Genomic DNA, 23,460 nt, shown 5'->3' with positions numbered 1-23,460 from the left:
CGGCTGCAGTCGGTTCGGTCGACGGCCGAAGGCCCGGAGGAGTCGGAACCCTGTGCGGTTCAGTCCTTCAGCATCACATCGACCATTAAATTATGACCATAATTTCATGAGGGTGCAAGAACGTGCGCCGCACAAGATTGACGTCTTGACGTCGACGGCGGAACAGCGCAACGACAAACCGGGACCAGTTCCGCCTGCACCTGATCGAAGGGGGCCGCCAGGAGCTGCCCCGCCGCAGCGAGCATGCCCTGCGCCACCGCCTCGGAGACCGGGCGCCGCCGACCGCGAGCCGGTTCGCGACTGGTCGAGTCGAAGTGCACATGCCCAGCGGCGCGGCCTGCTTCCGTCTCGGGGCAGAACATTGGAACAGCATGTCCTCCCGGCCGGCGTCGGGCTTGGCCATGATGCCGAGGATCTTCTCGCTGAACTCCGGCGCACCCGGCACCCAGCCGGCCGGGCCGCCGCCCGCCACGACGAGTTTGCGCACCAGCTCAGGGCGTCACAGGGCCACGCACTGGGCCACGATGCCGCCCAGGTCCAGGAACTCCGGGTCCCACCAGTCGATGGTGCCGCGGAAGCGGTTCAGCAGGACGAGCGGAACACCGCCCTGCGGCCCCATCCGTCGGTAGGTGAAACGCACCGAGGGGCCCTCGACGGCCAGATCCTCGGCCTCGTCTGCCGGACACGCGCCCATGATGTCCTTTTCTTGTCGGCGGGTGCGTGCGGTCTCACGGGCCTGCTCGCGCAGCACGCACACCGAAGACGTTTGACGTCGCGAACGCGCCAGGGCCGCGGGACGGAGTCCTTGTCACCGACGCCTCGCGCACTGACGCAGGCGTTCGAGGAGAGCGAGCCCTCGCAGGGGGCCCCGGACGCCTTCCGGCTCGTTCCGACCGCCGCGATATGCGTCCTGCCGAGCGCCAGGACGGCGGATGCCCTCTGCGGCGAGGCGATGGGCCGTGGCAGCGCCAACGGGCAGCAGCGTGTCGAAGCCGCGTTCGCCACGGCAGCGTTCCAAAGCAAGTAAAACCGCGGCAACCCATGGATGCCGAACCTCGCAGGGACTCCGAGGGCGCAGCTCAATTCTGCTCCGTACCCAGTTGGCATTCACCGCGACATTCACCATTGCAACTCATTCATGAAAGCATCCAGCTTTGCCCAAGTAACGGCAAAGGTGCTGGTCAAAACGCGGACGGTTTCCGCTCGGCGGCGACGTCGACAATGCCAAGTCATTTCATGTTCTACATACATTCAACTCTCCATCCCCATGAGCGGCATGATCAATCCATAGGGTCCTTGAGGAATTTGAAGGAAGGGACCCATGGAAGAACTCCGCGCAATCCGGGCTCGCGGTGTCACGAAGAGCTTCGGTGATGTCGTCGCCCTGGACGGCATCGATCTCGATGTGACGCAGGGTCAGATCCACGGCCTGGTCGGACCGAACGGCGCCGGAAAGACGACGTTGCTCGGCCTTCTGCTGGGGCTCGCGGTGGCCGACGACGGTCGCCTGGAGGTCCTGGGTACACCGGTCGAGCGGGCACTCGACGCTCCCGACGGTGTCGCCGGCTTCGTGGACGGCCCCGCTCTCTACCCCTCGCTCACCCCACGGCAGAACCTCGCCGCGCTGGCCGCGCTCCGCGGCCACGACGCGCGCACGGCGGGGATCGACGACGTACTCGCCGAGGTCGGTCTCACCGACGTCGCCGACGACCGTACCCGCGGCTTCTCCCTCGGAATGCGCCAGCGCCTCGGACTCGCCGCCGCCCTGCTGATCAAGCCCCGGCTGCTCGTGCTCGACGAACCGTCCAACGGCCTCGACCCGGCGGGCAAGAAGCACGTGCACGGTGTCCTGGGCCGGCTCGCGGCCGACGGAACCGCCGTCGTGCTCTCCAGCCACAACATGGACGACCTCGAGGCGCTGTGTTCCGAGGTGACCATCCTCGCCGCCGGACGCGTCGTCTTCTCCGGCCCGCTGGGCGAGCTGGCCACCGAGAACCGTGAACTCGACTACCGGCTGCTCACCTCCGACCCGCAGGCCGCGCGCCGGCTGGCGGACGACGCGCCGGGGATCCAGGTCGTCGACGACGCCGGGATACGGCAGGACGCCGAACTGCTCGTCGTACGCGCCCTGGTGCCCGCCCTCGACCAACTCGTGGTGCGGCTCGTGGAGAAGGGCGTCGCGCCGCGCGAGCTCACCCCCCTGGTGTCGCCGCTCGAAGCCGCGTTTCTGACCCTCACCGAGCAACAGAAGGCGGGCAGATGACCGCGACCCTCACCCAGAGACGGGAACAGGAACACGAGCAGGTGACCGGGGGCCGTCGCGTCCCCGTCACCCGCGCCTGTCGCTTCGAGCTCGTCAAGCTCGTCTCCCAGTGGCGAATCCGCCTGCTGGTCCTCGCCTGCTGGATCTCTCCCGCCTTCTTCGTCGCCGGGGTGAGCCAGCAGAGCACGCTTCCCGTCGACACCCTCTTCGGACGCTGGATGCTCGCCTCCGGGTGGGCCGGGCCGCTGGTGGTGCTCGGTTTCGCGGGGACCTGGGCGCTCCCGCTGCTGACCTCGGTGGTGGCCGGTGACGTGTTCGCCTCCGAGGACCGGCTCGGCACCTGGCGCCATCTGCTCGTGGCGGTCCGCTCGCCCCGGCGGATCTTCGTGGCGAAGACGGTGGCCAGTCTCACCGTCCTGCTGCTGCTCGTGGCCGGGCTCGCGGTCTCCAGTACCGTCGGCGGCCTCCTCGTGGTCGGCAACCGGCCGCTGGTCGGTCTCGACGGCCATCTCCTGGCACCGTCGGACGCCGCCGTTCAGGTCCTGCTCTCCTGGGTCTGCGTCCTCGCTCCGACCCTGGCGCTCGCCGCACTCGGCCTCCTCGGTTCGGTCACGCTGGGACGGTCCCCGATGGGGCTGCTGGTGCCCGTACTCGTCTCGCTCGCGATGGCGGTCGCCCAGATGCTGCCGCTTCCGGTGGCCGTGCGCGTCGCCCTGCCGAGCTACGCCTTCATCTCCTGGAACGGCCTGTTCACCAGCCCCCAGCAACTCGGCCCGCTGCTGATTGGCATCGTTGTCAGCCTCGTGTGGGCCGTGGTCGCGACGGCGCTGGCGTATGTGCTCTTCGTACGGCGTGACTTCACCGGCCTGGCCCACGACGGTTCGGGCCGCCGCGCGATCACCGTCGGAATCCTGCCGCTCATCGGGGTGGCCACCGCGTCGTTCGCGGTCGTCGCCGCGGCGACCTCGGCGACGGGCTCCGGGATCGAGCAGGACAAGGTGCAGCGCTCGCTCGCCACGGCGTTCGCGCACCTGTACCGCATGCAGACCGACCAACTCAACCGGCCCGCCGTCACCGAGGCCCAGTTGAAGGCCACGGCGTCGTGCAACAAGGGAAGCACCAGGGTCGCAGCAAAAGGCCCCGGCAACGACTGGCGCTGCGTCGTGACCTGGCATCTTCCCGCGGTCGAGGCCACAGGACAGGCCATCTACCAACTCGACGTCACTCCGGACGGGCGGTTCATGGCCGATGGCGATGGGCCGAAGGAAGTGAACGGCTACTTCCTGGTGCGGACCTCCGACGGGGACGCACCGAACCCGCTGTGGCAGTTCGACGGCAACGTCGAACTGCTCGACACCACCCCGAAGGGATAACACTCAATGCAGGTAACTCGCCGCCGCAAGCTCGTCGAGGAAGCTCGGATCAACCTCATCGGTAGACGCATCGGCCGCCGGATACCGCTGTTGACGGCGGGCACCACCGCTGTCGCCCTCGTGGCCGCCGGCACGGCGCTCGCGCAGACCCACCAGTTCGGCACGGACCAGGTCGGCCAGGTCACCGAGAAGGGCCAGGTCGTCTCCAGCAACCAGTACATCGCCCCGTACGGCGACCGTCTTGTCATCAACCAGGGCAAGATCATGTCCTCCTCGGTCAGCCCGGACGGCACGCACATGGCCGCCTCGGTCACCGACGGTGGCGCGGCCCTGGCCATCGTGGACCTGAAGAACTGGAAGACGCAGCAGCTCGTCAGCAACGCCGCGTCGTCGAACCCCCGCATCAGCAGCAACAACGTGGGCCAGGAAGGCCCGACATACTCGCCCGACGGCAAGCAGCTGTGGCTGGGCCAGCCGGACGGCTACACCGTGTTCACCGTGAACGCGGACGGCAGCGTCTCCAGCCCGAGGACCGTCAGCATCCCTGCGCAGGGGTCCAAGCACGCCCTGGTGGGCGCGGCGGCGTTCTCGGCCGACGGCAAGACCGTGTACTCCGCGGTCAACGGCCAGAACCGGGTCGTCGCCATCGACGCCGCGACCGGGACCGTCAAGCAGAGCTGGAACGTGGGCAACGCCCCGCGCGGCATGGTCGTCGTCGGCAACAAGCTCTACGTGAGCAACGAGGGCGGCCGTCCGGCCAAGCCCGGCGAGCCCACGATCAACTCGTATGGCACGCAGGTACTCGCCGACCAGAAGACCGCTGCCACCACCAGCGGCACGGTCAGCGTCATCGACCTGGCGAACCAGGACGCCGCGGTCTCCAGCATCGAGGTCGGTCTGCACCCGACCGCCGTGTACGCCAAGAACGGCTCGGTGTTCGTCACCAACACCGCCGACAACAACGTGTCGGTCATCGACACGGCGAAGGACAAGGTCGTCCAGACCATCTCCACCCAGCCGTGGGCCAAGGCTCAGGTGGGCTACGAGCCCGACGCGGTAACCCTCACCGACGACGGTCACCTGCTGGTGACCCTCGGCCGCGCCAACGCCGTCGCCGTCTACAAGTACGCCTCAGCGCAGGAGCCGGTCAGCTACGTCGGCCTGCTCCCCACGGACTACTTCCCCTCGGAGATCACCACCTCCGGCAACGAGGTGTACGTCTCCAACACCCGTGGCATCGACGCCCGCCGTAAGGCCACCGGCGGTCACGGCACCCACGACACGACGTCGAGCGTGCAGAAGTTCACGCTGCCCGACGACAACGTGATCAAGTCCTACACCGGCAAGGTCTTCCAGCAGAACGGCTGGAACGGCGAGTCGCTGAAGAAGTCCGACGGCTCCCCGGCCAAGCCGGTGCCGGTCCCGGTCAAGCTCGGCGACCCCTCGACGATCAAGCACGTCTTCCTGCTCGTCAAGGAGAACCGGACCTACGACCAGGTCTTCGGTGACATGCCGCAGGGCAACGGCGACCCGTCGCTGACCGAGTTCGGCGAGAACGTCACGCCGAACCAGCACGCCCTGGCCAAGCAGTTCGGCCTGTACGACAACACGTACGACATCGGCACCAACTCCGCCGAGGGTCACAACTGGCTGATGCAGGCCGACGACCCGGAGTACACCGAGTCATCGGCAGGTGAGTACACCCGCAGCTACGACACCGAGGACGACGCCCTCGGCCACCAGAAGACCGGCTTCATCTGGACCGGTGCGCAGGCGGCCGGCAAGTCCGTCCGGAACTTCGGTGAGTTCCAGCAGTTCCTGACCAAGCCGTCGGGCGCCAGCTGGCAGAACCTGTACTGCGACAGCAAGAACATGGCGGTGACCGGTCAGGACACCGCCTACCCGCTGAACTCGACCTCGCCGATCCCGTCGCTCAACGACGTGTCGGTGCACGGCTTCCCGAAGTTCGACACCAGCGTCCCGGACGTCTACCGGGCACAGATCTGGAAGAAGGACTTCGAGAAGAACGGGCCGGCGAACCTGAACATGTTCTGGCTCTCCAGCGACCACACCGGTGGCCCGGTGAGCGCTGCCTCCCAGGTCGCGGACAACGACCTCGCCGTGGGCCAGATCGTCGACGAGATCTCGCACAGCAAGTACTGGAAGGACTCGGCGATCTTCGTCGTCGAGGACGACTCCCAGGCGGGTCTCGACCACGTCGACGGCCACCGTGCCCCGGTCCAGATCATCAGCCCCTGGGCCAAGCACTCCACGGTGGACAGCCACTACTACTCCCAGATCACGATGATGCGGACCATCGAGCAGATCCTCGGGATCCAGCCGATGAACCAGAAGGACACCGCGGCCACCCCGATGGCCTCGGCGTTCACCCAGAGCCCGGACTTCACCCCGTTCACGGTGCTGCCCAACCGGACCTCGCTGACCGCCGGTGTGAAGACCGCGCCGTCCTGTGGTCTGGACACCCCCGCGGCGCAGGACCTGAAGGCAGCGGCCGTGCCGTCGCCCTCGGTGCCGGCGGACATGAAGGATGTCGCCGCCCAGTGGGAGCAGTGGAAGCCGAAGCAGCGGCTGACCGGTCCAGGCGCCGTTCCGGACTACGCTCCCCCCGCCCAGATGAACCATCTCACGTGGTACGAGACCCACAACTGGGCGAAGCCGTACCCGGGTGAGAAGAAGATCTATGCTCCGCAGGACGTGCCGGGCGCCTACATCCCTTCGGCGGAGAACGACGGCTGACGCCAGCTCACGTGCCGGGTGGCCCCTGGTCGGCATCATCGCCGGTCAGGGCCCCACCTGCGAAACGCGAGGTGCCGTCCCGGCGGGCTCCCCGCCGGGACGACGCCCCCGAGAGACCGTCATCGGCGACCTGATCGAAGAGGTCGGCCTGGTGGGGCGGACCGGCGTCGACACGGCCCACCACCGGTGCGGGCCGGCACTGCTCGAGTCCGCTCTCGGCCTGCTGACCGGACTGGGCACACGCGAGGCGACCCGCCTTGCCCGATGACCAGTCGATGGCGACGTAAGACGGGTGGCAGATGCCGTGCGAGAGCGGAGAGCACGGCACGATCGGCCCATGAGAGCCCCGGCCGCTGGACCTGCCGGGGACCTACGGCGACCTCATGACGAAGGGCAAGGATCTCGGCGTTGTTCGCGGCGCTCGATCGGCCCAGCGACGTTGCCCTCCGCCCGTGAGTCGGGCCAGCGCCTGCTCGGTGACGTCGGCGAGGACGGCGTCGTACGCCTCCGGGGTGTCCGGAAGGTCGTGCAATGGGCCGCGCTGGTGCGTGAGGTCCGCGGGAGGGGGCATGAGGTGCACGGGGGTCAACCCTTCATGCCTGGGGCGGCCATGGCGTGGTTCGCCGGGGTCACACGGCGGGTGCGGGTCGGCGGGCGTGCAGTGCGACGGTCAGTGTGTGCGGGCCATGTCCACCGATGTAGACGCGGTTCCCGGTCGTCGCATCGGTGCCGCCCGCCACGGTGTAGTCCTGACCCGGGTCGTATCGCAGTACGTCGCTTTGGTCCGGCCCGGCGAGCGGTTCGCCTGCCTCGACGTCGGCCTCGACCCGGATCTCGTCGTCACCGACCCGGTAGGTCATCGGCCCGGTCGTCAGGCACCAGCGTCCGTTGCCGATCGGTACGGCGCCCTCTGGCACGCCGCCCGGCCGGAAGGTCAGTTCGAGGGCCCAGGGCACCCGTGGCCCGCTGATGTCGATCCGCAGGTCGGCACCGTCTCCCCTCAGGTCCACCTCGACGCGGGTCGTGTGTGAGACCTCGTCCCGAGGCCGGTCCGGGAAGGCCATCGCGGCCGAGAAGCGTCCCTCGTCCGCCATCCGGTATGCGCCGTCGTCCCGCCGCTGGTTCAGCGGGAGCGGCTGGTAGTAGGCGGCCGTGAGGGTTTCGGTGAGCCGGTAGCAGCCGTCGGCGAGGCGTTGCATGCCGGCGGCGCGGAACGGGCCCATGTCGAAGAACCCCCGCGAGAGACGGACCGCGTCGAGGACGGCGTCGCCGGCGAACAGACGCAGGAAGGTGGGATTACAGGCGAGGCCCGAGCGGATGCGCCGGTGCTCGGGCACGTCGGAGCCGCCGTACACCACCGTGTGCGCGGTGGCCGAGGCGCGTGCGGCGAGGCGCGCGGTGGTGAGGTACCGGTCGCGGGGCAGTGGCTCCACGACCGGAGCAGGCAGTGCGCGGCACAGGTCCGGGGTGAGGAGGGTCTCGGCGAGCAGGTCGGGGTCGTCGATGCCGCCGGCGGCCGCCAGCCGCGCCGCCCGGCTGAAGTCGCCCCGGCCGGTGCGGACCGCGAACAGCCGGTAGTGCGGCAGGTAGGGAGCCAGCGGGAACGGGTGGTTCTGGTCCTGCCGTCTCGAGTGGACGGTCTCCACCGTGCCGTCCGGCCTGATGAGGTCCAGCGTGGTGGCGAGATTGCGTTCGACGGCGTCCAGCAGGTCGGCGCGGCCGAGCGCTCCGGCCAGCAGCAGCAGCGAAGGGTTGGACACGTGGGCCGCGTAGTTGGCGCTCCGTTCCGAGTACAGGCCCTCCGCGTCGATGTCGACGCCCTCGGCGAGCCACTGCTCCATGCGGTCGAGCAGCCGGTCGTCCGGGAACGACCGGTGCAGCCGGGCCAGCGCCGCGCACAGCTCCCAGCGGTGGTTCGGGGTGTGCACCCCACCGGTCAGGAGACTGCCGGTGGCGGCGCTGGCGAGCGCGGCGAGCGCGGCCGTGACGTCGCGCAGTTCCGGCCCCGCGCCGGCGGCGAGGACGTGCGCGTCGCACACGTCGTTGACGGTGAACGCGGAGTCCGGCGGTGACTGCACGTTGTCGCCGCCGGCGAAGAGGCCGGTGGTGGTCTGCGCGGCTTGCAGGGCGCGGAGGTGGGTCGTCGCGGCGGCGATGGCCTGCCTGCTGCCGTGCAGTGCCGAGTCGGGGGAACGGTAGGCCGCGACCAGAGTCTTCACCCGGCGCGCCAGAGCGCGGTGGGGCACCCCGGTGGGTTCCTCGTCGGGGCCGGCCGCCAGCGGGGCGGCCAGCCGGTCGGCGGCGCCGGCCACCGCGCGGACGAATTTGTGGTCGAGCGGGGTGGGCACGGTCAGTCCTTCAGTCCGGCATTGATGTCGGCGCCCATGACGTAGCGTTGGAAGACCAGGAAGACGACGATCAGCGGGATCATGGAGATGACCGATCCCCCGAGCAGCACCGACCAGTTGATGTTCTGCGCCCCGACGAGGCTCTGGATGCCGATCTGCACGGTGAACTTGTTGGGGTCGTTGAGCATCAGCAGCGGCCAGATGTAGTCGTTCCACCGCCACTGGAAGGACATGATAGCGAGCGTCAGCATGATGGGCCGGGAGAGCGGCACCATGATCCGCAGGAAGATCGACAGTTCGCGGGCGCCGTCGATGCGTGCGGCTTCCACGAGTTCGTCGGGAACCGTCAGGAAGAACTGGCGGAACATGAAGCATCCGGTCGCGGTGAGCACGGCCGGGAAGATGATGCCGGCGAACGAGTTGTAGAGGCCGAGGTCGCGGACCACCAGGAACTCCGGGGCGAGCATGACCTCGGACGGCAGCATCGTGGTGGCCAGGACGCAGATGAAGAACACCTTGAGCCACTTGTTGTCGTACTTGGCCAGCGCGTACCCCGTGCAGCAGCTGACACCCACCGTGAGGATCGTCGTGATCACGCACACGATGGTCGTGTTGATGAAGTACTGGGAGAAGTTGGCACTGCGCCACGCCGTCAGGTAACCCGACAGGGTCGGGTTGTGCGGAACCAGCGTCAGCGGATTGGAGAACAGGTCGCTGGCCGGCTTGAGGGAGCTGAGGATGAACCACAGCACCGGAAACCCGTAGAGGCACGCCAGGATCCACAGCAGTGTCGTCGCGGACACCGCCCGCCGGAGCCCACCGGTGGCCGCGCCGCGGGGCCGCTTCTTGGAAACGGCCCGTCCGGGACCGGCGTCGACCGGGCGTGGCATGTCTGTGGTTGTCATCGGTTCTCCATCCGCCGGTTGGCGATCAGCTGGATGATCGCGACGGCCATCAGGATGAGCATGAGCACGAACGACGCGGCGCTCGCGTAGCCGATCTGGCCCCGTTTGAAGCCGGTCTCATAGATGTACTGGACAAGGAGGTTGTTCGACGTTCCCGGTCCGCCGTTGTTGAGGGCGACGAACATCGGGTATTCCTTCATCGCGTTGATCGTGTTGAGCAGGATGACGATGAACGAGGTGGGCGCGATGCTCGGCAGCGTGATGCTGAAGAACTGACGCCATGGGCCGGCGCCGTCGAGCGAGGCCGCCTCGTAGTACGACACCGGTACGTTCTTGATCGCCGCGATGAACAACAGCATCGAGAAACCCGTCCAGGCCCAGGACGCCGCCATCACCACCACGATCAACGACAGGTCCGGGTTCGACTGCCACGGAACGGCACTTCCGCCGAGCTTTTCGATGACGTAGTTGACCAGTCCGAAGTTCTCACCGAACAGCCACCGCCACAGGACACCCACGACGATGGGCGACAGCAGCCACGGGATGAAGAAGATGACGCGCGCGACCGACGCGCCCTTGGCGTGCTTGCTCACCAGCACGTTGGCGATGAGCAGCGAGAGCGCGAAGTTCAGCGGAACGAAGAGCACGGCGTACAGCAGCGTCCGGGTCAGCGCGTCGTAGAACGTGGAATCCCCGAGCAGGCTGTGGTAGTTGTCCAGTCCGACGAACTGGAACACCCCCACGCCCGTGTAGTTCGTGAAGGAGTAGACGAGCCCGATCACCGCAGGCCAGACGAAGAACAGCGCGAAGAGCACGACATTGGCCGCGATGAGGACGAGCGGCGCAAGGGTGTACTTACTGCGTGTCCTGGGCGGGCTCGCGGACACGTCCGAGGCGCGTTTGGTCATCTTCCTGACTCCGTGCTGGTGGAATGGATTGCGGTGGGCTCAGGCCATGAGCCCGGCATCACGTGGGCGGCCCTGTGCCCTACGATGCGCCGCCGACCTGCTGGTTGTAGCCGGCCACGATGTTCTCCAGGGCCTTGCCGGCCGACTGTTGACCGTTGATCGCCTTACCGAGCTCCGTCTTGGTCGGGTCCTCGGTGAGGCTCTTGCCCTTCAGCACCCAGTTCGTCTGCGCGGTGTTGAAGTAGCCGGAGATCGGGGCGTAAAGCGGGATCTGCTCGTTGTACAGCTTGAACGCCGCCTGCGCCGCCTTGGAGGTGAAGGGGTACGTCGGGTTCAGACCGCTCTCGACGGGCAGGAACCCGGACGCCTCACAGAGCGTCTTGTAGTGGGCCGGCTCGTACAGCCAGGACAGGAACTTCTTCGCGGCGGTGGCCGCATCGCCGTTGTTGTTGAAGCCCACCGTCATGCTGCCGCTGTTGACGTCGCTGGCCTGCACCGGCTGGGCGGGAGTCGGGACGCTCGCCCAGTCGAACTTCTTGATGCTGTCCGCGAAGGCGGGAACCTGCCACACGCCGGACCAGTAGGCGACCACGTCACCGCTCTGGAACATGGCCGACGGGTCGGCGCCGCTGGTCCACACCGACTTCGGCATGGTCTTGTCGTCGTTCAGTCCGACGAAGTAGTTCACGGCCTTCTTGGTCGCCGCGTCCGCCGAGAACTTGCCGGAGGAGTCCGCGTGGACGTACTTCCCGCCCATCTCGTACACCATGGCCCGGAGCCGGGACGGCGACTGGTCGAAGGTCAGGGAGTACTTGGCGCCGGTCTTCTCCCGGACCTTGTTCGCCGCCTTGATGAAGTCGGTCCAGGTCCAGGTCTTCTCGGGCGAGGTCGGGAAGGAGACGCCGGCCTTCTTGAACAGCGTCTCGTTGATGAACAGCCCGGACGCGGTGACGTCCGAAGGGATGGACAGCACCTTCCCCGACGAGTCCTTGGCGAGGAAGTTGGCGTTGATCTTGTTGCTCTTGTTGTCGGCGATGGAGCTGAGGTCGATCAGCTTGTTCGACCAGATCGGATCCAGCGCCGGCACGGCCGCCACGTCGGGCAGGGAGTTCGCCTGCGCGGCGTTGTGCAGCTTCGTCGGGTAGCCGTCGTAGGGGATGTTGACGAGCTTGACCTTGACGCCGGTTTCCTTCTCGTACTGCGCCACCATCTTCTTCCAGCCCGCGTCCTGCCCCGGGACCGTGGAAATCCAGAACGTCAGCGACTTGGAGGTCCCGCCCGAGCCGGATCCCGACCCGCAGGCGGAGAGCAGCAGGGCACCTGCCGTGGCAACAGCAGCGAGGGGAACCAGGCGGCGTATGCCGCCGCGGCCGAGTCGGCGGGAGCGCCGCACACCCACAGTAACCATCTTCGATCCCTTTTCGTCGTAGGGGACGGAGCACGGCGCCAGCCGAGGCGGCACAGGTGCATTTTTCAGGAAATTTCGCTCTCCGGGGGCACGGCCTCGCACGGCCGCGTCGCCTTGACGGGTGGGGTCCCCGGCCATGACGGCCGGCGTCGCACAAGCACGCCCTCGTGCGGCTGCCGTACTTCGCGTACGGGCGGGAGGCTCACCCGGAGTCGGCGTCCCGGCCGACTTGGAAGCGCATGTCCGGACATTCGCAGATCGAGTCGGAAGTCGTCAATCCTTGTCCCCCGCGGCCTGGGTCACGGTTTGGACTCCTCGGGAGACCGCGAGCCGGGCGGCACCCACGACGGTGCCGAGATCGCCGACCGTGCTGCTGACGACTTCGGTGGGCCAGCTCAGCCGGGCGAGCTCGGCCCGCACACCGGGCAGGAGCTGCGGGTCGGCGCCGGTACTGCCGCCCAGCACGACCAGTCCCGGGTCCAGCACGGCGGTCACGGCGGCGGCGAGACGGCCGACGTCGGCGGCATGGCGGCCGATCACGGCGCGGGCCGCGGGCCGGCCCTCTCCGGCGAGGACGAAGAGCCGCTCGACGGTCCGGGGGCACGGCCCGTCGGTGTCCTGCCAGGCCCCGGCCGCCCGCCGCAGGAGCGAGTGTGCGCCGATGTACTCCTCCAACGCCTCCTGCCGCGGCTCACGGCCGTCGTCCCACGGGTAGGGCAGTCGGGCCAGCTCGCCGGCCGCGCCGTTGGCTCCGCGCAGCACCTGACCGCCGACCACGATGCCGAGGCCGATACCGACGCCGATCCGCAGGTAGCCGAAGGTGTTGCGGCCGCGGGCGGCGCCTTCGTGCAGCTCCGCGAGTGCCGCGCAGTTGACGTTGTTCTCCAGGTGGATGGGCACACCCGCCGGCAGCGCGACGGCCATGGCGTCGAAGACGGGGCCCGCCTTGGCGGTCGCGGGGCGCATGATGGTCCCCTGCCGCTCGGGCACGATCACGTCACCGACGGCGACGACGATGGCGCGCAGCGGGATGCCGCCGGGCAGCGCGTCGAGGGCCTCCCGCACGACGTCGGCGGCGTCCTTCCGGGCACCGGTGGCCTGGGCGAGCAGGGTGCCGTCCAGGGCACAGCCGCGGACCCGCGTGAAGGCGGGGCCGAGGTCGACGGCGAGTACGGCGCCGGCGTCCGGGCCCAGGCGGTAGAGGGCGGCGGAACGGCCCGTGCCGCTGGAGGTGGTGCCGGAGTGGGTGGCGAGCCGGGCGCTCTCGAGCTCTGCGACGGCGGAGGACACCGTCGGCTTGGACAGGCCCGCCAGGGTCGCGAGCTGCGGCCGGGTCGCGGTGCCCGCCCTGGCGAGCACGGCGAACACCGCGCTCGCGCTCTCGGTCAGGCGAGGGGCTCTCGCCACGTCGTGTTCCACAGTTCTCCCACACGGGTCAGCGGCCGCGCTCCCGGAGCGATCGTCCTCCGGGATGCGGCGATGGGATGCCTTGGCGTCGCGGTTCCCGCCCCGCAGTGGCCCGTTGGGACCGCTTCGTCGGTCGAGTGCGCGACGCCTCTTGACACGCACTGTACTTCGTTAGTTAATTCCCTAACGAACATCACGGCACTCGCCTGCCGTGCCCGTCAGAGGCCCGTCCCGGGGCTTCCCGAGTTCATCGACTTCCCCGCCCAAGGCACGGTTCGCCCACCGTCGCAGCCAAGCGCAACGACGAAAGAGAACCGTGCGGGACGCTCTCCCCTCATGCCCTCTCGTGGTGAGTATCGACGTGGGCGGCGCCAAGACGCATCTCCGCGCCTTCGCGGGGGGACGATCTGGTCGCCGACCATGTCCGCCCGAGCAGCGGCTGGCGGCCACACGACCCGGTGGCCGCGGCCGCCTGGGTCGCGGCACTGGTCGCGGGGGCACTTCCGACGCGTGCACGCCCCTCCGCCGTCGCTGTGGGCGGCCACGGCTGCGAGACAACCCGGCAGTGCCACCAGATACGCACCGCACTGCACTGCACTTCGACGCGCCCGCGCTGGTCATGGGCGACGCCGACCTCCTCGTGCCCGCCGCCGGGCTGGAGCACGGTGTCGGCCCGGTCGCCGGCACCGGTTCCGTCGCGGTCGGTCGCCTCGCCGACAACAGCCGCATTCAGGTCGGCGGCTGGGGCGAGGTGCCAAGCTTGCGCCTGCCTCACCCCAAAGGCCAGCGGCATGTCCAGGTCATGGCCGAACTCGTCCGTATCCGAGTGATCCGCCCGATGCCCGCTGGGCGTTGCTCCCGCTCCGAAGCCGTGAGCAACCTCGCCACGACCGACCGGATGCTCCGCCGCCTCACCGACGAAGCCACCATCTCCTGGCGCGACCTGACACCGCCGGATCAAACAGCAATTCCGGGATGAAACATCAGGAGAAAGCCCCCTCTTAGCACGTTCCGGGATCGCCGCCGCCTGGACCAGGAATTCACCTCGGGGGCACAGGGCCGCCTTATCAAGGAAGACCTACCGCAGAAGCTCGCCTGCGCCGTACGCGCAGTCAGGGGGGTCACTGCGTGATGCCTCCGAAGCCGATGACCTGCATTTCTCGCCGATGTCAAGGAAACGGCACCGGCATTTCCTCGGACGTCGAGCACATACGTGTCAGTTGTAACATTCAACCCACGCTGATTCGACCGCTGAAATCCCTGACTCAAACTTATTGACATAAAAACCCCAACATATGATCATGGCCACATGGAGGAACTTCCGAGGTTACCGTTCGATAACCCGGCCGTGATCGGCATCGCGCCCCAGATGCTCGCACTGCAGCAGGAGGGGCCGATCACCAGAGTGCGGACCGCCAGTGAAGATGCCTGGCTGATCACCCGCTACGACGAGGTGAGGGCACTACTCGCCGACCGTCGACTCCGTCTCAGCAACCCCAACCCGGAGCAGTCGACCAAGAGCGCGGCCAGGAACTTTATGATCGCGCTGATGGCCGGGGACGACTACAAAACCGAGGCCACCAGGCATACGCGGATGCGCGCGCTGCTTGTGCCCCGGTTCTCCACGCGCCGGATGCGCCTTATGAAGACCCGGATCGAGCACCACGTGGACGACCTGCTCGACCAGTTGGCCGCCAGCACTCCGCCGGCCGACCTGCACCGCGCGCTGTCGTTTCCGTTGCCGACCATGGTGATCTGCGATCTGCTTGGCGTGCCGTTGGCCGATCGGGAGCGGTTCGGGCAGTGGGCGAGAGGCACATTCGACCAGAGCGACAACCAGCACTCGGCGAACACCTTTCAACAGGTTGTCGACTACATAACGGAACTGGTGGCGCGCAAGCGAACCGAGCCGGGCGACGACATCCTGTCCGAGCTGATCGCCCATAAAGACGGCGAACTGTCCGATGCGGAGATTGCCCACTTGGGTAACGCCGTGCTGTTGTTCGGCTACGAGACCACCATTGTGCGCATCGACCTGGGCACCCTGCTGCTGCTGCGCAATCCGGCCCAGCGTGCCCTGCTGGCCGAGAATCCCCAACTCGCGCCGGCCGCGGTCGAGGAGATCCTGCGCCTGAGCGTTGGCGGCAGGGGATCCAACGCGATAATACCCCGCTACGCGCACAGCGACATCACCGTCGGCGAGACAGTGATTCGGACCGGAGACGCGGTGATGTTGGCCATCGGCGCGGCCAACTACGACAGCCGGGCGTTCCCCGACGGCGACCTGTTCGACCTGGCCCGGGACAAGCCCAAGTCACACCTGGCATTCGGGCACGGCGCCCGGCACTGCATCGGCCGCACGCTGGCTCGGATCGAGCTGACCGCGGTGTTCGAGCGACTGTTCCACAGACTGCCCAACCTGCGGCTCGCGGTACCTGAGGAGTCCCTGCGCTGGCAGGAGCACCGGATCACCGGCGGGTTCGATGAAATCCCCGTTACCTTCTAAGTGGCATTGCACGAGCGAAAACACAGCCGCCCACCGTTCATGGTCGATCGCTTTGCCAGAACGTTGCCTGGCGTGTCGTCTGTGACGGGTCACGGCGCGTCGGCGCACCATCGCCCTCAAGAGCGACGGCGCTCCAGTGTCACTGGACCGCCCGGTGAGGCACACATGTGAGTGTGCGTACCGGTATCAACGGTTGCGCAGAGGTGCCCCACGACGGCCCACTTGCTCGCATACCCGTCCCTGCTCACCGGATTGTCCCTCTGACCGGCCCGACCCCACCATTGTGAACGTCAGCACCGGCCGTCCCCGGCGGTCGTCTCTCGTCACCTCCGCCTCACCCGGCGTCATCGAAGCCGCCGCCCGCTTTGATGTTTGACGCTCCTTCCCCCACGCACAGACGTCAGGAGGACAAGGAACCATGACGGACACTTTCAGCGACTACGTCGACTGCACGCCTCTTCTCGACGACCGTGAGGCCCTCGACCGGTTCTACGACGAGCACGGCTACCTCTATCTGCGGGGCGCTCTGGACCGTGAACTCGTGCGGGCCGCCGCCGAGCAGATGCTCGAGGGCCTGATCGCACTCGGCCACGCCGCCCCCGGCACCACGCTCGACACCCTCACCATCGAGTCCTTCGAAGCGGTCGACGAGGTGGCGATGCACGACTACGTCAAGTACGACAACCTGTGGAACCACCCCTCGACCCTCAAGGTCTGGGACAAGGTCTTCGGCGAGCCCGTCTTCGTCTTCAAGTCGACGACGATCCGCTACTACCCCTCCGCCGCGGGTTGCGCGGAGCCGAGCTTCCTGACGCCGCTGCACCAGGACGGCTTCTATATCGGCCCGAACAAGGACTTCCGCACCGCCTGGGTGCCGCTGCTCGCGACGACCCCCGACATAGGCGGCGTCGCAGTCGCCGACGGCAGCCACAAGAAGGGCCCGCGTGAGCACGTCGTCACCGAGAACTTCCGCCGCTTCGGCCACGCCGTGCGGGGTATTCCGGCGGAGGAGTTCGGCGCGGACGAGCAACTGCTGTTCTCGCCCATGGAACCGGGCGACGTGATCATCTTCCACGCCTTCATGTGTCACAAGTCCATCCCCAACGTCTCGGTGGACCCGGCCGGCATGCGGATGTCGATGGACACCCGCATCCAGCCCGCCTCCTCGCACCGCGGGTTCAACGCCCTGACCCCCTGGCCGGAGTCCGCGAAGGACCCCTCCAAGGGAATCATGTCGAAGATCACCGGCACCCCCACCACCACCGAGTGACATTGTTACCCTCGCACCCGCCTCAACCGTCCCCCACAAACACCTGGGTAGGCAGCGCATGACGAAACGCGAGGGCCTTCCCCCTCTGAAGGGGCCCAACGCGACGCCGGAGCCCTCGGCCGGCACGGAACCGGCCGCCGCGGGGCTCAGTGGCATCGCCCTGGTGGTGGTGCTCACCGGATACGCCCTGTCCATCGTGGACGCCTCCATCGTCAATGTGGCACTGACCTCGATCAGTGACGACCTCCACGGCGGCCCCGCCGCACTGGAGCTGGTGGTGTCCGGCTACGGCCTCACCTACGCCCTCGGCCTGGTGCTGGGCGGCCGGCTGGGCGACGCCTTCGGCAGACGGCGCGTGTACGCCTACGGGCTCGCTGCTTTCACCGTCACCTCGGCGCTGTGCGGACTCGCCCCGACCATCGAGTTCCTCGTCGCGGCCCGGCTGCTGCAGGGCGCCGCCGCCGCCATGCTCGTACCGCAGGTGCTGGCGACGATCCAGGCGGCCACCGAGGGCCAGGCGCGCGCCCGTGCGATCGGCATGTACGGCGCGACCGCGGCCCTCGGCATGGTCACCGGACAGGTCCTGGGCGGGCTGCTGGTCTCGCTGGACGCCGCCGGGATCGGCTGGCGGTCGGTCTTCGCGATCAATGTGCCGATCGGAGTGGCCGCGCTGCTGGCCGTCCGGCGCGTCCCCGCGACCAGGGCCGACGCGAAGCCGGGCTTCGACCCGGTGGGCACCGTGCTGTTCGGTGTCACCATGGTCTGCGTCCTGGCCGTGGTCGTGGCGGGCCCCGACCTGGGCTGGCCGCCGTGGCTGTGGTCGCTGCTCGCGGTCGCCGCGGTGGGCGCGCTGGCGCTGGTGCGGGCCGAACGTGGGCTGGAGGCGCGGGGCGGCTCACCGCTGCTGTCCCCATCGGTGCTGTCCCATCCGGGGATGCGCAGAGGGCTGGCGGCGATGGTGCCGTTCTCGGCCGGCTTCGGCGCCTTCCTGTTCGTCTACGCGCTGATCGCGCAGGGTCACTTCGGCTTCGACGGGCTCGAATCCGGCGGGGGGCTGGCGCCGTTCGCCGTGGCGTTCTTCGCGGTGACGCTGTTCACCCCGAGGATCGCGGCGGCCCTGGGCAGCCGGATCGTCACCCTGGGCGCCCTGGTCCAGGGCACGGGGGTGCTGCTGCTGGCGCTGGTGATCCGGCTGGGCTGGCCGCATCCCTCCCTGGTGCTCGTGCTCGTCGGGATCGGCTTGTACGGAGCAGGCGCGGCGCTGACCGGCCCGACGCTGTTCCGGACGATCCTCGCCGACGTACCCCCCGCGCAGGCCGGCATGGGCAGCGGTGTGCTGGTGACCAGCCAGCAGATGGCGACCGCGCTGGGCGCGACCGTCGGCGGAACCCTCTATCTCTCCCTGGCCGGTTGGCTGTCGACGGCGTCGGCGGCCGTGCTCGTTCTCGCCCTGTTGGCGTGTTTCTCGGTGACCGTTCTCGTGATCAGCCTGAAGCTCCCCGACCCCAGCTGACACCCGCGCCCCTCGAACGGCGCGATCCGTTCCAGACCTTCTCGTTGGCTACGGCGCGCCGTCCTTCGGCGTACCCGCGCGCAGAAGCGGAGACAGCCAAGTGCAGTTACAGACAAGGACAGCCGTGGTGACCGGCGCGGCCAGCGGCATCGGCCTCGCCCTCAGCGCCCGCTTCGCACGGGCCGGCGCCGGCGTGGTCATGGCGGACGTCGAAGACGACGCACTACACCGCCGGGCCGCCGAACTCACCGCACAGGGCGCTCAGGTCACCGCGGTGACCGCCGACCTGACCGACCCGGACGCCGTCGAACGGCTCGCGGACACGGCGTTCGACCTGCTCGGCGACATCGACGTGGTGTGCAACAACGCCGGGGTCCTCGGCCCCGTGGGACAGCCCCTGTGGGAGGTGCCACTGGAGCGGATGCGGCAGGTCTTCGAGGTGAACCACTGGGCGCACGTCCTGGTGGCCCGCGCCTTCGTCCCCCGGCTGCTCGAGCGCGGCCGGCCCGCCCATCTGATCCACACCGCCTCGATGTCCGCCTTCGTCGTCGGCGCCGGCAGCGCCGCGTACGCCGCCTCCAAGCACGCCGACCTCGCGGTCGCCCGCAGTCTGCGCGCCGATCTGCGGGGCACCGGGGTCCGGGTGTCGGTGCTGTGTCCCGGCCGGGTCGACACCCCCATGGTCCAAGGCCTGACGGCCCCCCGCGGCGCGGGCGGCGACACCTCGGTGAGCGCCGAGGACGTCGCCTCACTCGTGTGGGAGGCCCTCGGCTCCGATCGCTTCTACCTCTTCAGCAACTCCGACGCCCCGCTGCGGCTGCGCGATCAGTTCGACGACGTGTGGCGTCATGTTTCCCTTCCACCCCCTTCCCCCGAGGAGGAGCTGTGGCCCGCGCCGAAAGCGACGACCGTGGCGATGAAACACTGACCATCGACCTGGAAGCGGTGAGGGAGAAATACCGGCAGGAACGCGACAAGCGCAGCGTCGGTCGCACCTACCAGTTCGCGCGCGGTGACTTCAGCCGCTACGCGCGAGACCCCTACACCGAGCGACAGGAGCGCGAGCCGCTCACCGACGAGGTGGACGTCGCCGTCGTCGGCGCCGGCATCGGCGGCCTGCTGACCGGCGCCCATCTGCGCATGGAGACCGGGCTGGAGCGCATCCGGCTGATCGACGAGGCCGGCGACGTCGGCGGCACCTGGTACTGGAACCGCTTCCCCGGCGTCCGGTGCGATGTCGAGAGCTACATCTACATGCCGCTGCTCGAAGAGATCGGCACGATACCCACCGAGAAGTACTCCACCGGGCCCGAGATCTTCGCCCACCTCCAACAGATCGCCCACAAGTACGACCTCTACCGCGACGCCCTCTTCCAGACCACCGTCACCGAGCTGCGCTGGGACGAGGCCGCCGGGAAGTGGCTGGTGAGCACCGACCGCGGGGATCTGATCCGGGCCCGGTACGTGGCCATGTCGATCGGTCTGATGCACCGCCCCAAACTCCCCGGGCTGCCGGGCCTGGAGACGTTCGCCGGGCACTCCTTCCACACCAGCCGCTGGGACTTCGACTACACCGGCGGCGACAGCACCGGCGGCCTGACCAAGCTGAAGGACAAGAAGGTCGGCGTCATCGGCACCGGCTCGACGACCATCCAGCTCGCCCCGCACCTCGCCGAGTGGGCCGAGCAGCTCGTCCTCTTCCAGCGCACCCCGGCCACGGTCGACGTCCGCGGCAACCGGCCCACCCCGCCCGACTGGGCGGACAGCCTCGAACCGGGCTGGCAGCAGCGCCGGATGGAGAACTTCCACGCGCTGACCTCCGGTATCCCGCAGGACGAGGACCTGGTCCAGGACCGCTGGACCCAGACCACGGCCAAGCTGGCCGCCGCCATCCTGCCCACCGGCGACACCGGGGGCGACCCGAAGGAGCGGGCGCTCGCGGCCGAGCGGGCGGACTTCCTCAAGATGGAGGAGTTGCGCACCCGCATCGACAGCGTGGTCACCGACCCCGCGACCGCCGCCGCCCTCAAGCCGTACTACCGCGTGTACTGCAAGCGACCCTGCTTCCACGACGGCTACCTCCAGACCTTCAACCGGCCCAATGTGACCCTGGTCGACACCCAGGGGCAGGGCGTGGAGCGGCTCACCCCGGCCGGGGTGGTCGCGAACGGCCGGGAGTACCCGGTCGACTGCCTGGTCTTCGCCACCGGCTACGAGCACGAGTTCTCCGTCCCGTACACCCACCGCGCCGGCTACGACATCGTCGGCCGCGACGGCGTGAAGCTGTCGGAGAAGTGGGCGGACGGAGCGCACACCCTGCACGGACTCCAGGTGAACGGCTTTCCCAACTGCTTCATCCTGTCCAAGATCCAGGCTGGTCGGCACGTCAACATCCCCTACATGCTGGGCGAGCAGACCCGGCACCTCGCGCACATCGTCAAGTGCGTCGAGGAGCGCGGCCACCAGGTCGTGGAGGCCTCCGAGGCCGGCGAGAAGGAATGGGTCGAGGAGATCCTCCGGCTCGCCACCAACGACATCGACTTCCTCGAGAACTGCACGCCCGGCCTCTACAACAACGAGGGCGATCCGAGCGGACTGCCCCTGCGCAACTCCAGCTACGGCGGCGGCTCGGTGGAGTTCGTGAACATCCTCAGGCGCTGGCGCGAGGCGGGCGACCTCGCCGGCCTCGAACTGCGCTGACCCCCTTTCTGGCCCCTCCCTTCTGCGAAAGGCGGCAACGCCCATGGACGTAACGCCGATACCCGGCGCCGCTCTCGGCGCCGTCGTGCACGGCGCCCATGTCACCGGCGACATGGGCAAGACCCAGTCAGAGGAGATCTGGGCGGCGCTCGACGCGCATCTCGTACTCGTCTTCCGCGGCCACGAGACCCCCTCCTACGAGGAGTTCCTGGCCTTCGGCCGCCGCTTCGGGTACATCCCGAAGACCGGTCTGACCAGCGGCGCCCACCCCGACCACAACGAGATCCTGATCGTCTCCAACCTGGTGGAGGACGGCCGCAAGATCGGCGTCGGCGACGCCGAGTGGATGGGCTGGCACACCGACTACTCCTTCCGCCCCCGCGTCTCCCAGGTCGGCTTCCTGGAGGCCGTGGAAGTGCCGTCCTCCGGCGGCGGGGAGACCCTCTTCACCGACATGTACGCCCTGTACGAGTCGCTGTCGCCCGAAGAGCGCCGGCGCCTGCACTCCTACCGGGTCCGCCACGCCCTGCGCACCGGGTACGAGGAGACCATCGAGGAGGAGCTCCAGGGCGAGGTGTCCCTCGGCGAGAGCACCGGAGCGATCCAGCCCGAGGACGGCACCTCCACCATCCACCCGCTGATCGCCCGCAATCCGCGCACCGGCCGCCAGTCGGTCTACATCAGCACCCTGAACACCAAGCGGATCGTGGACCTCACCCCCGACGACAGCCGCAAGTTGCTCGACGAACTGCTGTCGCACGCGGGCAAGCCCCAGTACACCTACGCCCACACCTGGCAGCCCGGGGACATCGTCGTGTGGGACCAGCTCGGCACCGTCCACGCCAAGCAGGCCTTCGACCCGGCCGAACGGCGCATCATGCGCCAGGTCGTCAGCATCTTCGACGACCCGACCGCCCCCTGGCGCGCGGAGGTCGACGCATGAGCGTGTCTTGGCGCGCTGCGCGGGCTGGACTGAGGAGCCGCGCAGCGACGGAGGAGCGAGCAGTGACGAGGGAAGCTCGCGCGTTGGAGCGCGCCGAGACTGAGCGGGAGGGAGGCGCATGAGCACCGCTCCCGCCTGCCTCAGCCACGGCCGGGTCACGATCACCCCGGCGCTGCGCGCCGCCGTCGACCGGCTCGACCACCGCTCACGTCACCAGGCGGCCTACCACTTCGGCTGGATCACCGCCGGCGGCGCGCCCACCAGCGCGGACGCCGGCAAGGCCGTACGGCCGGCGCTCGCACTGCTGTCGGCCGAGGCGGTCGGCGCACCGCCGAAGGTCGCCCTGCCCGGCGCCGTCGCCGTGGAGCTCGTGCACAACTTCTCCCTGGTGCACGACGATCTGATGGACGGCGACGAGGAGCGCCGCCACCGGCGCACGGTGTGGAAGCTGTGGGGTCCCTCCAGCGCCATCCTGACCGGTGACGCGATGCTGGCGCTCGCCCAGGAGGTGCTGCTGGACACCGGGCTGCCGACGGCGGCGCCCGCCGCCCGGCTGCTGGCCCGCACCACCCGGCATCTGATCCGCGGCCAGGTCCAGGATCTGTCCTTCGAACAGCGCTCGCACGTCACGGTCGAGGAGTGCGTCGACATGGCCGCCGGCAAGACCGGCGCGCTGCTGTCGGCGAGCGCCGCCATCGGCGCCGTCCTCGCCGGGGCACCGGAGGCGACGGTGGACGCGCTGGCGCTCTACGGCGACCAGGTCGGCGTCGCCTTCCAGCTCGTCGACGACGTTCTCGGCATCTGGGGCGACCCGGCCGTCACCGGCAAGTCGGTCCACTCCGATCTGCGCTCCCGCAAGAAGTCCCTGCCGGTGAGCCACGCACTGAACCAGGACGGTCCGCTCAGCGACGAGCTGGCCGCCTGGCTCACCACCCCCGGCGAACCGGACGAAAAGGAACTGCGGCGCGTGGCCGGTCTGATCGACGACGCCGGCGGCCGGGACTGGGCGCTGGACGAGGCCGCCCGGCGGATGGCGCTGGCCGAGGCCGCGCTGAGCGGTGTCGAGCTGGACGCCGACGCGCGGGACGAACTCCTCGCGCTCGGGCGGTTCGTCGTCGACCGCGAGGTCTGAGACCGGGCCGGCCTCCGTACCCGTACC

Annotated in this window: 17 protein-coding genes and 1 pseudogene; 12 read left to right on the top strand and 6 right to left on the bottom strand. The window is 68.8% G+C overall.

All coding sequences use genetic code 11. From position 1 onward, the window contains the following. Positions 1-499 precede the first annotated feature (499 nt). The gene (locus tag PV419_RS40560; RefSeq protein ID WP_319697660.1) at positions 500-757 is read right to left on the bottom strand and encodes a hypothetical protein; all 258 of its coding nucleotides are present in this window, start codon (positions 755-757) and stop codon (positions 500-502) included. A 48-nt stretch (positions 758-805) separates the two neighbouring features. Here PV419_RS40560 and PV419_RS40555 point away from each other — a divergent pair, with 48 nt between their 5' ends. The 4 genes from PV419_RS40555 to PV419_RS40540 all read left to right on the top strand — a co-directional run bounded on the left by PV419_RS40555 (position 806) and on the right by PV419_RS40540 (position 6,393). Next, positions 806-1,027 carry a hypothetical protein gene (locus PV419_RS40555; RefSeq protein ID WP_319697658.1) on the top strand — a complete coding sequence of 74 codons (222 nt, stop codon included), beginning with the start codon at positions 806-808 and terminating at the stop codon, positions 1,025-1,027. Positions 1,028-1,321: 294 nt separating this feature from the next. Then, entirely contained in the window at positions 1,322-2,263 is a 942-nt protein-coding gene (locus PV419_RS40550) for an ABC transporter ATP-binding protein (RefSeq protein ID WP_319697656.1), read from the top strand. After that, on the top strand, positions 2,260-3,636 hold the full coding sequence (locus tag PV419_RS40545; protein ID WP_319697654.1) for an ABC transporter permease: 1,377 nt from the start codon (positions 2,260-2,262) through the stop codon (positions 3,634-3,636). Before PV419_RS40550 ends, PV419_RS40545 begins: the two co-directional genes overlap by 4 nt. 6 nt (positions 3,637-3,642) lie before the next feature. Then, complete coding sequence (locus tag PV419_RS40540; RefSeq protein ID WP_319697652.1) at positions 3,643-6,393, top strand: alkaline phosphatase family protein; 2,751 nt, start codon at positions 3,643-3,645, stop codon at positions 6,391-6,393. Positions 6,394-7,022: 629 nt separating this feature from the next. Here the strand turns inward: PV419_RS40540 and PV419_RS40535 are convergent. The 5 genes from PV419_RS40535 to PV419_RS40515 all read right to left on the bottom strand — a co-directional run bounded on the left by PV419_RS40535 (position 7,023) and on the right by PV419_RS40515 (position 13,369). After that, positions 7,023-8,741 carry a hypothetical protein gene (locus PV419_RS40535; protein WP_319697649.1) on the bottom strand — a complete coding sequence of 573 codons (1,719 nt, stop codon included), beginning with the start codon at positions 8,739-8,741 and terminating at the stop codon, positions 7,023-7,025. A 2-nt stretch (positions 8,742-8,743) separates the two neighbouring features. Next, the gene (locus PV419_RS40530) at positions 8,744-9,646 is read right to left on the bottom strand and encodes a carbohydrate ABC transporter permease (protein WP_319697647.1); all 903 of its coding nucleotides are present in this window, start codon (positions 9,644-9,646) and stop codon (positions 8,744-8,746) included. Continuing rightward, positions 9,643-10,554 (bottom strand): sugar ABC transporter permease, encoded by a 912-nt coding sequence (locus PV419_RS40525; protein ID WP_319697645.1) that lies wholly within the window; start codon positions 10,552-10,554, stop codon positions 9,643-9,645. The genes PV419_RS40530 and PV419_RS40525 overlap by 4 nt, the downstream gene beginning before the upstream one ends. A gap of 79 nt (positions 10,555-10,633) precedes the next feature. Beyond that, positions 10,634-11,962, bottom strand: a complete 1,329-nt coding sequence (locus PV419_RS40520) for an extracellular solute-binding protein (RefSeq protein ID WP_319697631.1) — start codon at positions 11,960-11,962, stop codon at positions 10,634-10,636. A gap of 273 nt (positions 11,963-12,235) precedes the next feature. Beyond that, on the bottom strand, positions 12,236-13,369 hold the full coding sequence (locus tag PV419_RS40515; RefSeq protein ID WP_319697624.1) for an ROK family transcriptional regulator: 1,134 nt from the start codon (positions 13,367-13,369) through the stop codon (positions 12,236-12,238). A 316-nt stretch (positions 13,370-13,685) separates the two neighbouring features. Between PV419_RS40515 and PV419_RS40510 the strand changes: the two are divergent. From PV419_RS40510 to PV419_RS40470, 8 genes and pseudogenes are all read left to right on the top strand, one after another. Continuing rightward, positions 13,686-14,123, top strand: a pseudogene (locus PV419_RS40510) (ATPase); the annotation flags it as partial. Between the two features lie 555 nt (positions 14,124-14,678). Beyond that, positions 14,679-15,875, top strand: a complete 1,197-nt coding sequence (gene penM, locus PV419_RS40500; protein WP_319697619.1) for a pentalenolactone synthase — start codon at positions 14,679-14,681, stop codon at positions 15,873-15,875. A 418-nt stretch (positions 15,876-16,293) separates the two neighbouring features. Further along, positions 16,294-17,145: a 1-deoxypentalenic acid 11-beta-hydroxylase gene (ptlH, locus tag PV419_RS40495; protein WP_319697611.1), complete on the top strand. Its 852-nt coding sequence runs from the start codon at positions 16,294-16,296 to the stop codon at positions 17,143-17,145. Positions 17,146-17,203: 58 nt separating this feature from the next. After that, positions 17,204-18,658: an MFS transporter gene (locus PV419_RS40490; protein WP_319697606.1), complete on the top strand. Its 1,455-nt coding sequence runs from the start codon at positions 17,204-17,206 to the stop codon at positions 18,656-18,658. A 127-nt stretch (positions 18,659-18,785) separates the two neighbouring features. Next, positions 18,786-19,586, top strand: coding sequence for a 1-deoxy-11-beta-hydroxypentalenate dehydrogenase (ptlF, locus tag PV419_RS40485; RefSeq protein ID WP_319697601.1), 801 nt, complete (start codon positions 18,786-18,788; stop codon positions 19,584-19,586). Then, on the top strand, positions 19,544-21,358 hold the full coding sequence (gene ptlE, locus PV419_RS40480; protein ID WP_319697597.1) for a neopentalenolactone/pentalenolactone D synthase: 1,815 nt from the start codon (positions 19,544-19,546) through the stop codon (positions 21,356-21,358). Before ptlF ends, ptlE begins: the two co-directional genes overlap by 43 nt. A gap of 43 nt (positions 21,359-21,401) precedes the next feature. After that, positions 21,402-22,301, top strand: coding sequence for a neopentalenolactone/pentalenolactone F synthase (gene ptlD, locus PV419_RS40475; RefSeq protein WP_319697593.1), 900 nt, complete (start codon positions 21,402-21,404; stop codon positions 22,299-22,301). Between the two features lie 118 nt (positions 22,302-22,419). Next, positions 22,420-23,433, top strand: a complete 1,014-nt coding sequence (locus tag PV419_RS40470) for a polyprenyl synthetase family protein (RefSeq protein WP_319697589.1) — start codon at positions 22,420-22,422, stop codon at positions 23,431-23,433. Positions 23,434-23,460: the final 27 nt, after the last annotated feature.

The sequence above is a fragment of the Streptomyces sp. ME19-01-6 genome (assembly GCF_033793745.1).
In the GTDB taxonomy this organism is placed as follows: domain Bacteria; phylum Actinomycetota; class Actinomycetes; order Streptomycetales; family Streptomycetaceae; genus Streptomyces.
Note: the sequence above shows the minus strand (reverse complement) of the source record. Positions and strands in the feature narration are given on the sequence as shown.

Excerpts from the sequence above, each read along its gene's own strand:
- PV419_RS40550 (WP_319697656.1), top strand. The coding sequence starts at position 1,322 with ATGGAAGAACTCCGCGCAATCCGGGCTCGCGGTGTCACGAAGAGCTTC.
- PV419_RS40545 (WP_319697654.1), top strand. The coding sequence starts at position 2,260 with ATGACCGCGACCCTCACCCAGAGACGGGAACAGGAACACGAGCAGGTG.
- PV419_RS40540 (WP_319697652.1), top strand. The coding sequence starts at position 3,643 with ATGCAGGTAACTCGCCGCCGCAAGCTCGTCGAGGAAGCTCGGATCAAC.
- PV419_RS40530 (WP_319697647.1), bottom strand. The coding sequence starts at position 9,646 with ATGACAACCACAGACATGCCACGCCCGGTCGACGCCGGTCCCGGACGG.
- PV419_RS40525 (WP_319697645.1), bottom strand. The coding sequence starts at position 10,554 with ATGACCAAACGCGCCTCGGACGTGTCCGCGAGCCCGCCCAGGACACGC.
- PV419_RS40520 (WP_319697631.1), bottom strand. The coding sequence starts at position 11,962 with ATGGTTACTGTGGGTGTGCGGCGCTCCCGCCGACTCGGCCGCGGCGGC.
- penM (WP_319697619.1), top strand. The coding sequence starts at position 14,679 with ATGGAGGAACTTCCGAGGTTACCGTTCGATAACCCGGCCGTGATCGGC.
- ptlH (WP_319697611.1), top strand. The coding sequence starts at position 16,294 with ATGACGGACACTTTCAGCGACTACGTCGACTGCACGCCTCTTCTCGAC.
- PV419_RS40490 (WP_319697606.1), top strand. The coding sequence starts at position 17,204 with ATGACGAAACGCGAGGGCCTTCCCCCTCTGAAGGGGCCCAACGCGACG.
- ptlD (WP_319697593.1), top strand. The coding sequence starts at position 21,402 with ATGGACGTAACGCCGATACCCGGCGCCGCTCTCGGCGCCGTCGTGCAC.
- PV419_RS40470 (WP_319697589.1), top strand. The coding sequence starts at position 22,420 with ATGAGCACCGCTCCCGCCTGCCTCAGCCACGGCCGGGTCACGATCACC.